Annotated in this window: 13 protein-coding genes and 1 tRNA gene; 5 read left to right on the top strand and 9 right to left on the bottom strand. The window is 31.9% G+C overall.

Annotated elements, in window-relative coordinates; translation table 11 throughout:
• Window positions 1-27 precede the first annotated feature (27 nt).
• The 4 genes from EYD45_RS14185 to EYD45_RS14170 form a co-directional block, all read right to left on the bottom strand.
• The gene (locus EYD45_RS14185) at window positions 28-1,164 is read right to left on the bottom strand and encodes an efflux RND transporter periplasmic adaptor subunit (protein WP_130965221.1); all 1,137 of its coding nucleotides are present in this window, start codon (window positions 1,162-1,164) and stop codon (window positions 28-30) included.
• 8 nt (window positions 1,165-1,172) lie between these two features.
• Entirely contained in the window at window positions 1,173-2,480 is a 1,308-nt protein-coding gene (locus EYD45_RS14180) for a TolC family protein (RefSeq protein ID WP_130965220.1), read from the bottom strand.
• 573 nt (window positions 2,481-3,053) lie between these two features.
• Complete coding sequence (locus tag EYD45_RS14175) at window positions 3,054-3,716, bottom strand: DUF2202 domain-containing protein (RefSeq protein ID WP_130965219.1); 663 nt, start codon at window positions 3,714-3,716, stop codon at window positions 3,054-3,056.
• Between the two features lie 95 nt (window positions 3,717-3,811).
• Window positions 3,812-4,480, bottom strand: coding sequence for a peroxiredoxin (locus EYD45_RS14170; RefSeq protein ID WP_130965218.1), 669 nt, complete (start codon window positions 4,478-4,480; stop codon window positions 3,812-3,814).
• Between the two features lie 210 nt (window positions 4,481-4,690).
• Here EYD45_RS14170 and EYD45_RS14165 point away from each other — a divergent pair, with 210 nt between their 5' ends.
• A complete protein-coding gene (locus EYD45_RS14165; RefSeq protein WP_130965217.1) occupies window positions 4,691-5,068 on the top strand; it encodes a hypothetical protein in 378 nt (125 codons plus the stop codon).
• 66 nt (window positions 5,069-5,134) lie between these two features.
• Window positions 5,135-7,237, top strand: coding sequence for a TonB-dependent receptor domain-containing protein (locus EYD45_RS14160; protein WP_130965216.1), 2,103 nt, complete (start codon window positions 5,135-5,137; stop codon window positions 7,235-7,237).
• Between the two features lie 66 nt (window positions 7,238-7,303).
• Here EYD45_RS14160 and EYD45_RS16765 read toward each other — a convergent pair whose 3' ends face one another.
• Both EYD45_RS16765 and EYD45_RS14155 read right to left on the bottom strand, forming a co-directional pair.
• Window positions 7,304-7,453, bottom strand: coding sequence for a hypothetical protein (locus EYD45_RS16765; RefSeq protein WP_165453945.1), 150 nt, complete (start codon window positions 7,451-7,453; stop codon window positions 7,304-7,306).
• 145 nt (window positions 7,454-7,598) lie between these two features.
• Window positions 7,599-8,609 carry a Tll0287-like domain-containing protein gene (locus EYD45_RS14155; protein WP_130965215.1) on the bottom strand — a complete coding sequence of 337 codons (1,011 nt, stop codon included), beginning with the start codon at window positions 8,607-8,609 and terminating at the stop codon, window positions 7,599-7,601.
• A gap of 180 nt (window positions 8,610-8,789) precedes the next feature.
• Between EYD45_RS14155 and EYD45_RS14150 the strand changes: the two genes are divergently transcribed.
• A tRNA-Arg gene (locus EYD45_RS14150) sits at window positions 8,790-8,863 on the top strand.
• Window positions 8,864-9,104: 241 nt separating this feature from the next.
• Here the strand turns inward: EYD45_RS14150 and EYD45_RS16960 are convergent.
• The 3 genes from EYD45_RS16960 to EYD45_RS14135 form a co-directional block, all read right to left on the bottom strand.
• Window positions 9,105-9,257 (bottom strand): SsrA-binding protein, encoded by a 153-nt coding sequence (locus EYD45_RS16960; RefSeq protein WP_130965214.1) that lies wholly within the window; start codon window positions 9,255-9,257, stop codon window positions 9,105-9,107.
• Window positions 9,258-9,755: 498 nt separating this feature from the next.
• Entirely contained in the window at window positions 9,756-11,474 is a 1,719-nt protein-coding gene (locus tag EYD45_RS14140; protein ID WP_130965213.1) for a M56 family metallopeptidase, read from the bottom strand.
• Between the two features lie 2 nt (window positions 11,475-11,476).
• Entirely contained in the window at window positions 11,477-11,836 is a 360-nt protein-coding gene (locus EYD45_RS14135; protein ID WP_130965212.1) for a BlaI/MecI/CopY family transcriptional regulator, read from the bottom strand.
• Between the two features lie 303 nt (window positions 11,837-12,139).
• On the opposite strand from EYD45_RS14135, the gene EYD45_RS14130 reads away from it, so the two are divergent.
• Together EYD45_RS14130 and EYD45_RS14125 are read left to right on the top strand one after the other, a co-directional pair.
• Window positions 12,140-13,084 (top strand): calcium/sodium antiporter, encoded by a 945-nt coding sequence (locus tag EYD45_RS14130; RefSeq protein WP_130965211.1) that lies wholly within the window; start codon window positions 12,140-12,142, stop codon window positions 13,082-13,084.
• 72 nt (window positions 13,085-13,156) lie between these two features.
• Window positions 13,157-13,900, top strand: coding sequence for a DUF6503 family protein (locus EYD45_RS14125; protein ID WP_130965210.1), 744 nt, complete (start codon window positions 13,157-13,159; stop codon window positions 13,898-13,900).
• Window positions 13,901-13,916: the final 16 nt, after the last annotated feature.

Raw genomic sequence — 13,916 nt, 5'->3', positions numbered from 1 at the left:
AAAGGGGAAAAACTGAACGGGTAAATTTTAATTAATACTTTTTTTTAAGTTTGATTCCGTATTGGCTTCCTTCCCTTTGGGAAGGATTGAGGATGGGCTTATCTTTGCACCATTAAACAATTTTCCTTCGGCAGAAACAATGTAAGCTTCATCTGCATTTAATCCAGATAAGACTTCTACTTGGTTCCCAAACGTCTTGCCTAAACGCAGCCAACGTAACAAGGCTGTATTACTTTGGCTTACGGTGTAAACTCCAGATAGTTGCCCATTTTTTACGATAGCGTCTTCAGGTATTAAAACCATAGACCATTTAGCTTTCTTTTCTACTGGAAATTGTACGGTAACAAACATGCCTGATAAAATATTGGCTTCTGTTCTGTCTAAATCTATTTTTACTAAATATTGCCCTCCTGTATTTTTTGCAGATGAACTTACTTCTGTCACTTTTCCTTTAAGAGTTTTGTTGATGGATTTCACCAAAACATCAATGGTTATTCCCGTTTTAATGCTTGAAATTTCTGTTTCTGGTACCATAGCTATCACTTCAAAAACCCCCGGTGTTTCTATGCTTATTAATGGCATTCCAGGATTTGCCATATCACCAACTTTTATATTTTTACTAGTAATAATTCCATTAAATGGAGCGGAAATATTGCTGTATGTAAATTGTGCATTAATTTCGTTTTTCATTTGGTTTGCAGCTTCTAAACGGGCTTTAGCCATTTCAAAATTAGCGGTTATATCGTCCATTTCTTTTTGAGAGGCACTATTGCTTGCAAATAAGTTTTTAAAACGATTATAATCTTTTTGTGCATTATTAAAAGCAGCTGTAGCCTCGGTAATTCCGGCATTGACTTGTGCTTTTTTAGCTTGTAAATCGGCATTGTTAATGGAAACTAATAATTGCCCTTTGTGTACTTGGTCTCCAACATTTACATGTACTTTATTAACGTAACCCATCATTCTAGTGCTTAAATCGGCACTATTTTTAGCTTGTATTTTTCCACTAGTAGATAAAAATGGACTATTTCCATTTGCTTCCACTTGGTTTACTTTAACAGTAATTGCTGGTGAATTATCAGCAACGTTATTTTTGCCTTCGCTTCCGCAACTTGCTAATATTAGTGTTACCAAAAGTGTTAGGATTGTATATGTTTTTTTCATTTTAAAAATTATTCTTTAGTTAAAAATTGTAAATACGCTTGTGTATAATTGTATTCAAAAATGGTTTGATAATATTCTAATTGTTTTTGGGCGTATTGTGTTTCTGCTATTAATAAATCGGATGTTTTTTCTAAACCTTCTTTAAATCTGTTTGTTCGAATTCGTAAAGATTCATCTGATTGTTGTAATGCTAATTCAGTAAGTTTTAATTTGTTTTCAGCATCTAAAAATGCGCGTTTTACTTTATTCAATTCTAATTGACTTTGCGATACATATTGCTCATATTCTAGCTTGGATTTTTCGAATTCTGCTTTGCTCTTTTGCGCTTTTCCAAAACGTTTTGAGCCTTGAAAAATATCCCAACTTAATTGTGCTCCAAATAAATATCCATTGGCATCAGCTTGAAAGATTTGATCGTCATACATCTCATAACTACCGAAGGCATTTAATTTTGGTAAGAATGCCATTTTATCTGCTTTATTGATGGATTCAAAAGCGTTTGATGCAAATTGCATCGCTTTAATATCTGACCGGTTTTCTGAAACTGTTTTATCCTGCAAAGTATAAGCAGATACAGTCAACTCGTCGGTTGGTGCGTAAACAACGAAACTTTCATCATTTATTAAAAAAGATAAATAATTGGATGCGTTTTGAACATTACTTTTTGCCATATGTAACTGGTTCTGAACTTCGGTTACACGTACTTCTACATTTAACACATCTGCACGTTGTAGATAGCCTTGTTTAAAACTATCGTCTGCTAGTTTTTTGTTGGCATTGGCCGCTTCTAGTGCTTTTTCTAAAACATCTATAGCTTTATATGCTAATTGTAATTGCATGTATGCTTTATCAACTTCAAACGCTAAATAGTCTTTCGTGCGTTCTGTTTTTAAAGACATGGCCTCCATTTTAGATTTGGCGGCTTTTCGTTGAAACATTCCGTCTAGATTAATAAGTGGTTGCTGTATTTCTAGCTTAGTTGCGAAATTTTCAATTTGAGATGGATCGTTTAGCAAAGCAGGATTGAAATCGTTTTGTGTTAAAATTTCCTGATTTAATTTTGAACCAAAAGCCATTAATGGATTAGTAGTTGCTATTGCTGTATGACTTGCAGTAATGTTTGGTAAAAACACAGCGTTTGTTTGTCTGTAATCTGCTCGTGCTTGTTTAAATTCTTCTTCTGAAATTTTAATAGAAGTATTGTTTTCTAAAACCTTAGATTGTACTTCAGATTTAGATATTGGAACCATTTCTTGGGCTTCCACGAAAAGTGTAAAAGCCAAAAGGCCTAGTGTTATATAAATATGTTTTTTCATTAATTATAAATTTACAGTGCAAACATAGTTTAATGTTGAGTTGAAGTTTGTAACCAATGTTACTTGCTGTCTTTTTTCTATCGATGTTTATTTATATTAAGAAGTTGAGTTGTATATTTTCGTCCATAAACCTCTGATCTTTCTTTACTGAAAAAAAGAGTATGATTTAAAAGGATACCAACACCAATAATTGCAGACACTCTAATACCCTTGCTGTATTTAGCATGAAATTCCAAAAGGATTTTTAAATAGATTTTGTAGGCTTAGTAATCCTGTTTTAATTAAAACACAACCAAAGATATTTGAGAAATTTGTTTGACACAATGATCTCTATCAGATCTAGTGCTATATCTCGCAATAGTTTAGAAATAAAAAAGCACTCAATTAATTGAGTGCTTTTATTTGCTATTAATCTTCTAAATTCTTATTCCAAATCCTAAAATTATAAGGTATCCAGTAAATAAATAGTATTCTAGAGCAAAATACAAGGATTATTAATTTACTTATGTAACATATGTTACATTAAAAAAACACTTTTTCAAAAAACACTATTTGATTTTATTATTTTTTAAATCAATTACACTTTTCATTACGTGCTGATACAATGGTGTCAAATTCCGTTTGTGTTAAAAACTGTGGTGAATAAGTGCCTCCTATATTGTCTAATCCCTTAATAAAACTTCTTAAATGGTTACGAGAACCGCATTGTAAACTTTTAAAAATAGAGATCATATCGGTGTTTTGACTAGCATCCATAAGATTTTGTAAGTCTACAATGTCTAAATCTTCAATTGTTGCGCCAATTTTAAAGGCATTAATTTTATCTACTTTACCATTAATTACAAATTGATTGTAAAGGTTTTGTAAATCTTGATTTTTGAATTCACCAACAGGTAAAACCGTATATTGGATTTTGTTTTGAGTTAACAAATTGGCAATCGCATCCATATGGGTTTGTTCACTCTTTGTAATGTTTGCAAATTGATTAATAGCCCATAAATCGTTTAAATAGATATATGTATCTCTTGCTAATTTTTCTTCTTCTAACATAAATAATAAAGCTGCCTTGTCTGCTGCTGTTAATATTTCCTTTGGTGTATCATTTGGTGTATTATTATTTATACCCTCATTTACAATATCATTAATTTCATCATTATCACTACAACCATTAAAAAATGCAAACGATATAAACAATATTGCAATAGTAGCTAACTGATTTAAAACTGAATTTCTCATCTTATTATGTTTAAATTATATATAAATTTAGACAATAAGTAATTTAATAGTAGTAACTAATGTTACACAAAAAAGCCTGTTTTTTAAGATTACTTTTATATATTTTTCTTTGCCAAATACCAATCGACCTTTTCTAAAGTATCATCATTTATTCTTTCGTTTAATTCATCTAACGTCTTTGGAGGACCAACAATTACTTTATCTCCTTTTTTCCAATCTAAAGGCATTGCCACTTTATACTTGTCAGATGTTTGTAAAGCTTCTAGAGCTCTTAAAATTTCGTCCATATTTCTACCAACGTTTAAAGGATAGTACATAACTAGTCGAATTTTTTTCTCTGGATCTATAAAGAATACTGCACGAACTGCGGCGGTTTCACTTTCATTTGGCTGTAACATACCGTAGCGTTTAGATACCTTCATATCTATATCTGCAATAATTGGGAAGTCAAAATACACTCCTGTATTTTCCCTAACGTTTTGTACCCAGCCTAAATGTGCATGAATGCTATCTATACTTAAACCTAAAAGCTCTGTGTTTAAGGCATCAAATTCATTTTTCCTAGTAGCAAAACCACTCATTTCTGTGGTGCAAACAGGTGTAAAATCTGCTGGATGCGAAAACATAACAATCCATTTGTCTTTAGCAAAATCAGACATTTTTATTTTCCCTTTAGTTGTTACCGCTTCAAAATCTGGAGCTGTGTCCCCAATTCTTGGCATTGCATAAAATTCTTGTTCTTGTGTTGTTTCTGTGATATTCATAATTTATAACTATTTGTATTGTTTATAGTAAAGGTACTATTGTATAGTATTTAACTATGTAACCAATGTTGCTTTGAAATTCAGTTTATATTAAGACATTCGAAATAAATATGTGTAGCTGAATCAATTGTGCTATAAATTTAGGTTCTGTAGAAAGTATGATAAAAAATCTGCACATAAACTAACAAGCTATTATATCTTTGCAGCATAATGAAAGTAGGCACACCTATAGTTTTTATTTTTTTAAGTGCTTTGATATTAATCAATAGCACAAAAACATCTTTAACTTATGCCTATTATGAGTTAGATCCCGTAGGTTTTATTGAAGCATTATGTGAAAACAAAGACCAACCAGAATTACAATGTAACGGTAAATGTCACTTAAAAAAAGTAGCTAAATCGCAAGATAATAAACAAAACACTCCTGAAAGTATTATTGATTTCAAGGAAGTTATTTTGTTCTCAACTCATACTTCAGAATTTTTATTTCCTAAAATAATTCATAATAAAAAGCCCGTCCTAATTACCTATAATAACTTATATTCATTTATAAATACTTATGATTTTTTTCATCCTCCAAGAGTATAATACTTTTTGTCTGAGAGATAGTAATTACCACTCCAATTACTTAAGTTAAAATTAAATTACTTGTAAATGAAAACATTTTATAGTGTGCTTCTATGCACGCTAATTACGGCTGTATCTTATGGTCAAAAAAATAGCGATACCAAAAAAGATACAACAAAGCAAAAAACAATAAAACTTAGTGAGGTTATTGTAAATGGAAATGTAACAACAGACCCTGTACTTACTGTTGTTGCAAATAAATATGACGAAAAAATTATGCAACCTAAAAATGTAGCCGATTTATTCAACAACATTAATGGCTTTTCGGTTATAAAAAGAGGAAATTATGCGATCGACCCATCGTTTAGAGCTGCACAATACGAACAGTTAAATATTCAGTATGATGGTGGTACCAAAGCAATGCATGCCTGCCCTAACCGAATGGACCCCATTACAACGCATATTATTCCTGAGGAAATTTCTAAAATTGAAATTATAAAAGGGCCCTATACTGTTAGATACGGAGCCACTTTTGGAGGCATTGTAAATTTAGTAACCCAAAAACCAGATTATGAAGATTATGGATTACATGGAAAAGTTTCTGGAGGTTACGAAAGCAACGGAAATTCTTTAGTAAACTTAGCACAAATACAATACATTGAAGAAAAATATGATATTGTAGCAAATGCTGGTTATAGAGATTTTGGAAATTATGAGGATGGTGATGGTATAGAAATCCCATCGTCCTTTAGAAGTACAGATTATGGCATTAAAATAGGCTATAATTTTTCTGAAGACCAACGTTTAAAAGCACATTGGCGACAATCTTTTGGTCGTGATGTACTACATGCTGCGTTACCCATGGATACCGAATATGATAATAGTAGCATTTTTGCTTTAGATTATAAATTAGATAATATAGGTAAAGCCCTAAAATCATTAACGGCAAAAGCCTATTACAGCTATGTAGACCATTTAATGACCAACAATAATAGGCCTTCTTTCATGATGATGGAAGCTGCCTCTGCTGTTGATGCAACAACACTTGGTGGTAAATTAGAATTAAACTGGGAACCTGCCAAAAGGTTAAACCTTTTTTCGGGTATAGATGCAATGCATATTGCTAGAGACGGAGGCAGAACGCGATTGGTAAAAATAATGAATGGAAACCCTCTACCAATGCCAATGACGTTTAATGATAAAGTTTGGCAAGACTCTTACATTACAGATATAGGTGTATTTACTGAAGCAAAATACAATCTAAATTCTAAAACTATTTTTACAGCTGGAATACGTTACGACAATGTTGCTTCAGACATACAAGATCCTGAGGACGACTTTGCTGCCATGTACGATTTAAAGAAGCGTACAGAACATAACGTTAGCGGTACAGTTTCTGTAAAACAAATAGTCTCAGATAAATTTACTTTAGAAGTTGCTTATGGGCGAGGTGTACGATCTGCTAATATGATAGAGCGCTTCATCAATCATTTTACAGTAGGGCAAGATCCTTTTGAATATATTGGAAATCCTAATTTAAAAGCTGAAGTTAATAATCAGTTTGAAATTGGTTTTAAAGGCAATGAACCCTTGAAAAATGGCTTTAATAGCTTTAGATATGAAACCTCCTTTTACTATTCGTTTTTTGAAAACTATATTGTTGGTATCGTAGATGAAACGTTAAACAGGAAGTTTAGACCTATGGCACAACCAAGAAACCCAAAAGTTTTTAGAAATCTAGATGAAGCTTATAAAACTGGTTTTGAAGCTATGGCGCAAATTGATTTTTTAAACCATTGTTATTTTAAAACTGAATTTTCTTATGTGTATGCTAAAAACAAAGATTTAGCTGAATCCCTTCCATTAACACCTCCCCGTACAACGCGGTTATCTTTAGGTATTGAAAAGAATAAATTTTGGGGAAATATTCAGTATAATTTAGTATCAAAACAAGATAATATTTCAAGAAGCTTTGGAGAAACAACAACTGCCGCTTATGAAACTTTAGATATGCGCTTGGGAATAAAGCCTATTAAAAGCATAACTTTAGGAGTGGCGTTAATTAATGCTTTTGATGAAGCTTACAACAACCATTTAAACTTTTCTTTTACAAACCAAGCAGATTTTGGAAGAACCCCCATTACAGAACCAGGACGAAACCTCTCTGCCTTCTTGCAATATAAATTTTAACATCCAGTTATTATACAAAAAAGGAGCGCATTTTTTAATGCGCTCCTTTATTTTAAAAACTATAAATTATTGTTCTTTAGGCTCATTATTATTCTTATTACCACCAGCCATAAACTTAATTAAAAAGCCAACAAGAAATAAGCAAACTAGTCCAAAAATAGCTATCATTATTACGCCATTACTCCAATTGAATAATGCAATATTTTGAGTTATCATAAATACAGTTTTTTGGTTCTAAATTTCAAAAATATTAATCATAAGTTTTATTAAATATGACATTTGTCAGTTGTATTGCGTTAATATTATTTCAATACAAATACAACAATTATTAATTTCGAAAATTTGCCATACCGAACATGGTTTATTCATCAAAAGTAATACTCCAAATACCTCTTACCTGATTAATTTCATAACCAATAGCCTTATCTTTTGGATATAAAGATGTTAATTTTTCTAATGTTGCTTTGTTAATAATTTCATTTGGCTTTCCATGACACTGCAAGCACATAGCATTAGTAGTTATAGGATAATATACGTGTACTTCATTATTTAATTCTTTAACTATTGGTTTGGGCTCTTCTTTGTTGGCAATAGCCTGTTTAAATGTTTTTATATACTTTAACTCTTCAGTATTGGCTTGGTTATTTATATTTCTTGGCTTATCTGATACTCGTTTGATTTTGGCATTGTGCACAACAGCCATACTATCCGTTAAAGGATATGCTTTTTCATTACAAAAGGCTAAAGCTTCAAGAGTACCTTTTTTTTGAATTGTTCCCATTAAATTTTTGCCTAATACAGCTTTTGTTGTTAAGGCATATTTTAAGCCGCGCTCTCCGTAAGGCAAATCTTCAAAATTAGTTTGCATGTGCTTTTTATGCATACCTTTCCCCATTCCCATACCATTACCCGTACCTTTCCCATGTTGCATTTCTCTTTCCTTATTAAAATGATCTTCAAACCATTCTGGTTGCTCAATATCATGATCAAACATATAATCGGCAATTTGCGTTATGGTTTCTTCAGGATATGGCGTTTTAGGCATAACACCAAAACGATATACGGCACCAAACATTTTTGCGTCTTCGGCATTAGGGTTTTTTATCCATGTCTGCATCGCATCAATAAATTCACTTTTGTTTGTAGTGTCTGTTATATAGTGCTTTTTTATGGCTATCATTGGTGGTGCAATTCTATTATCATGACTTGCTGTAGGGTTATGGCAAATGTAACAATTGGTTTCCATTAGTTTTTTCCCAGGGTGCTGGCTAATGTCTTTTTGTATATCGTATGTGGCATATCCTTTCTTCTTGGTGTCGTTACAACTAAAAATTAAAAAGGAAACCAGTGATAAGAAAATAAAGTTTTTCATTAATTATTATTTTTAGTAATTTTTAAAAGTAGTTTATATAACTTTATTGTACTGTAACATTAGTTACCCCAAAACCCTTAACGTCTCTTAATGAAGCATCATTATTATTTTTTATCTTAAACTGAAATAAAAGTTTGGAGGTGTTTTAATAAAAAATGTATATTTGCAGCCACTAAAAATGGCCACGTGGCGCAACTGAATAGCGCACTTGATTACGGCTCAAGAGGTTGCAGGTTTGAATCCTGCCGTGGTCACGAATAAAACAAAAACTCCAGCGTTAAATCGAGCTTGCTTGAATTTATAAGCTGGAGTTTTTGTTTTTCAAAGCGGAGCTTTGTCAGGATATGTAATCGTGCAAAGGTTAAAGCTACCTTTAAATTGGATATTCAATATTGCTCGAATTTATAAGCTGGAGTTTTTGTTACCAGTGGAGTATCGTAAGTATATGGAATCCTGTATCTCTATTAAATACTTCTCTTTTATGTGTAGAATAATTTAATCCAAAGCATGTTTTGTAACACACCAGCGCCAACCAATTATTGCCAATTGTAGTTTGCTGGCTTTGGTTAAATCTAATTTACGTTTAGAATAGCTGGGGAGAAGTAATTTGTTAACCTTCGCTAAAAATATAAAAACTTGCTTTTTCAAAATTTACTGTACTTAAAGCAAAAATAGTAAAACTTATTCTAGACTAAGTTTTACCGTTTTTTTGGATTAAATACTTGATATAATAAACAGTATTACATCAACTAAAAATTTGGCAAGAGTTATCATTTTATTTGGTTTTTAAGGTTAATAATTATCAATGTTTTTTCAATATATATATTAGCCCTAGTGTCCACCAAGCATTTTTATGAAAATCGATGAATTTGAATAGTGATTTGTAAGTAAAAAAACAGAATTGGTTTCGATATTGGTGTGACCATCTTTACGTAAGTGAGTAAATGAAACTTTTTATAATAATTATGGTTTCAATATGAAATAATTATAGGGTGTTTTGGAGGTGTGTTTTAAAAACCAAGGCGCTTTTTATTTAAAAACTGTCGTTTTTTGACGATTTCATCTTTTTCAATCAGAAAAATCAATAAGAAAGGCACTCATGATAGAGTGCCCTTATTTAATAAATTGTTTTAAGTTTAGTGCCCTTTATTTTTTCTTTTTGGTAATAACTTCTACAACGCCATTTTTTCCTTTGTCTCCGTACTTTTCAGTAGCACTATCACCTTTTAATACATAAATTTTTTCGATATCATCTGGTTCTAAGTTTTTGAACTTTGATCTTTTAAGTTCTTTGCCATCAACAATAAATAGTGGCTGAGTACCATCCTTGGTTCGAACAATCATTTTGCTTTTCTTCTCAATATTTATTATTCTTTTATCTTCTTTTCCGTTGCTCTTTTCTTTTATTACAATAATGTCTTCTTCCACATCTTCGTCAATGTCTTCATCTGCCTCAACTATTACGGATACTGTTTTGTTGTTATTGTCTTCACTTTCAAAAACAAAAGTGTTGTGTTTTGATTTAGCGTTTCCTATGGAGATATTCCCATCAGAATAACTAATCATAATCGGGTTTATGGCATCGTCATCTTTGATGTTATAGTTTGCGTTGGATCTTTTAGTGCTGGCTTCTATTTTTATAGCTGTTATTTCGCCGTCTTTGTTGCGCTTCACACCGCTAAACTTTAAATCTAATCCCAGTTTTTTTTGATTCGTAGCAATGTTTTCCAATTCTTCATCACTAGTATTTTTGGTGATGATGATTACCTCCTCTCCAGGCTTTGTAATATTTGAAGTTGAAATTGATGTAGCAGCTACTGTACTGATAGTTTTTTTATTTAGTCTATTAACTGTGCTATTGGTTTTAATAGGGTCACGCTTTCCCTTAATTTTTCTTTTTTCGGCTATAATATTTTCATTTGTTTTTGCCATAGTGGCTCCTGTATCTTTTTGTTCAATAATAGTTTCCACAGGAGATGCTACTTTAGATTGAAGTTCATAGACAGGGACAATATCTTTTTTAATATAAATTTCTTTTGTGCTAAAACTCATTAAGAACAACACTAAAAGTGGCGTAATAAGAAGAAATTTTAATTGATTTAATTTATTAGATTTTGATTTGTGTAACATAACGATTCGTTTTTTGATTAATGAATTATAAAAATTATTGCTTAAAGCCAATTGATGAGTTGGCAAACTTGTTTTAAGCAATGTATATTGATACGATTTTTTGCATTCAGAGTTATCTACTGCAGCACTATCGGCCAAAAACTCCAAATTCTGTGTTAAACTTTTTGAATACAACCATACAAACGGATTAAACCATAGTACAATGCAAAACACTTGCATTAAAAGTACGTCTATTGAATGATGTTGTTCTACATGCACTTTTTCGTGCGCTAGGATTTGTTGTAATTCTTTAGGATTAAACTGATTGGGATTATAAACTATCCATTTAAAGAATGAAAATGGTGAAATATCCTGCTGGGTTTCAACATAAACAAATCGTTCCATAGGTTTTCTTTTATTGTTCCAAATAACGCGAATTAATGAAAACAGCTGAAGTACAAACCGAAGAAAAAAGTAAGTAACTCCTAAAAAGTAAGCAAGTGCCAAATAATCTAAAACGTCGTATGAAACTACAGCCTGTTGGCTTTGAGCAGTTTCAAAGGTAAAACTGGAGATATCAATTGGAGTGTACTCTATATAAATAGGTATGACTACTAAGGATAGCAAAAAAGCGGACACTAATCCTACTAACAAAAACAGCCGGTTCCATTTAAAAAAGGTGTCTTTCCTTAAAAGCACTAAGTAAAAAACGTAAAAAATGGCAACAACGCCCGAAGCTTTCAATATATATTCCATAACTATTTTTCTTTTTCAATTATTGAGATAATTTCCTTTAAATCCTCAACGCTTATTTTTTCCTCTTTAGCAAAAAATGACACTACATTCTTGTAGGAGTTGTTAAAATAGTTGTCAATTGCTGCTGTCATAAAGCCTTTTCTATAGTCCTCTTTTTCAACAATAGGGTAGTACTGGTGGGTTTTTCCGTAAGCATTATGGGCTACATATCCCTTATCTTCTAAATTTCTAATTATTGTAGAAAGCGTGTTGTAATGCGGTTTTTCGCCTTCAATTTCAGCAAGCACATCCTTTACAAAAGCTTTTTCCAACTTCCAAAGCACATGCATTATTTCTTCTTCTTTGTTTGTTAATTTATCCATGTATTTTTAATTTTTATTTGGGACCCTGCCTACCTGTGATATGACAGGCAGATCTTTTTTACAAAAAAGTAAAAAAGGATGCCGCTACTATACCTTACGCACATATCAGCAAAAATCATTGCTTCCCAGTTTGTTTTAATACTTACCAAAATATGTGCCTTACAAATATAAACTATTTTTATAGTTATAAAACTAAAATTATAGTTATTTAACGAAATTTTTAGTTTTTAAGCTGTTTATAAATCGTAAATCAAAAATTGTAAATCGTTAATTCTTAGTATTATCTTCGCAAAAAAATAGTTTATGAGTATCCTTTGGGTTGTTCTTGGTTTTGTTCTATTAGTAGTAGGAGGGGAGTATCTCGTGCGTTCCTCTGTAGCGCTCTCTTTTAAATTTGATATCTCAAAAATGGTTATTGGTATGACGGTGGTATCCTTCGCGACATCAGCTCCAGAGTTGTTGGTGAGTTTGCAAGCGGCATTCTCTGGCTCTCCGGCTATAGCAATTAATAATGTAGTAGGTTCTAATATTGCCAATATAGGTTTGGTACTAGGAGTTACAGCCTTAGTGGGCTCCATAGCGGTGGATAAATCGTTTTACAAGCTTAATTGGCCTGTAATGATGGTGTTTTCCCTTGTGCTCTATTACTTTTTAAAAAATGATAACTTGCTTACAGCAGTGGAAGGTGGTATCCTGTTTTTAGGTTTAGTGCTATTTTTATTTATTCTAATAAGAAAGGCTAGAAAGGATACAGTTGTTGAGGAAGTAGACGAGACTCTGGCAACAGTTTCCAACTTTAAGATTATAATTTGGTTGATTATTGGTGCTGCAGCATTATATTTTGGCAGTGAATGGCTTGTGGAAGGCTCTAAAGAGATAGCTCGTTCTATTGGTGTTAGTGAAGCAGTAATTGGCGTGTCCTTAATTGCAATAGGTACTAGTGTTCCAGAATTGGCGGCATCAGTAATAGCAGCTGCAAAACAAGAAAAGGCTATTTCACTAGGTAACCTGATAGGTTCTAATATTTTCAATATTGGATCCGTACTTGGGTTAACATCATTGGTAAAGCCAATAGAAGTCACCGAACCTCAAATTTTGACCAACGATATCTTTTGGATGCTAGGTTTTGCAGCAGTATTAATACCTCTTATTTTTATTCCTAAACGCATGCAAATAAGCAGGTTTAAGGGGTTCTTTTTAGTTTTAGGTTACAGTATCTTTATGGTTTTGGTTTTTATGAAAAGTTAAACTTATAACAATTAAAATCTTAGTTGTGAAAGGTTTCTTTGGTATTTATGACTTAGTTTTAAACTGATTTTCATGAAATTATTTTACGCTTTAGTTTTTACAAGTTTACTTGTTGGCTGTAATTCTTCTGGCAAAACGCTTAGTGCTAACGATATAGTCAACAAGTCAATTGCTAAACATTGTAATGGGAATTGTGAAAAGAGCATTATTACTTTTAATTTTAGGAATAGATCTTATAAGTCCATTAAAAAAGGAGGGACATACCAATACGAACGTATATTTAGTGATAGTTTAGATTTTATAAGAGACGTATTAACCAATGATGGGTTTAAGCGTTACGTTAATGATACTTTGGTAGCATTGCCAGATGCCATAAAAACAAAATATACTAACAGTGTAAATAGCGTGTATTATTTTGCGCAATTACCTTATGGCCTCAATGCGCCTGCTGCCAATAAAGAACTTTTGGGAGAAGCTACCATTAATGGGAAAGACTATTATGAAATAGGAGTGACCTTTAATGAGGAAGGTGGTGGTGCCGATTTTGAGGATAAATTTGTGTATTGGATTAATAAAACAGATTTTTCAATGGACTATTTGGCCTACAGTTATGCTGTGGACGGTGGTGGCATTCGATTTAGGGAAGCCTATAACAAAAGGGTTGTAAATGGTATTACGTTTTTAGATTATAATAACTATAAGCCAAAAAACTTAGATGTAGAATTAACTGATTTGGATGCACTGTTTCAAAATGATAAGCTAGAGTTACTATCTAAAATTGAAACAGAACATGTAGAAGTTATTCTTGTAGAATAAAAAAAGCTGCATTAGG

It is taken from the genome of Hyunsoonleella flava, assembly GCF_004310325.1.
Classification (GTDB): Bacteria; Bacteroidota; Bacteroidia; order Flavobacteriales; family Flavobacteriaceae; genus Jejuia; species Jejuia flava.
The sequence above is the reverse complement of the archived record's forward strand: the minus strand, read 5'-3'. Positions and strand labels throughout refer to the sequence as shown.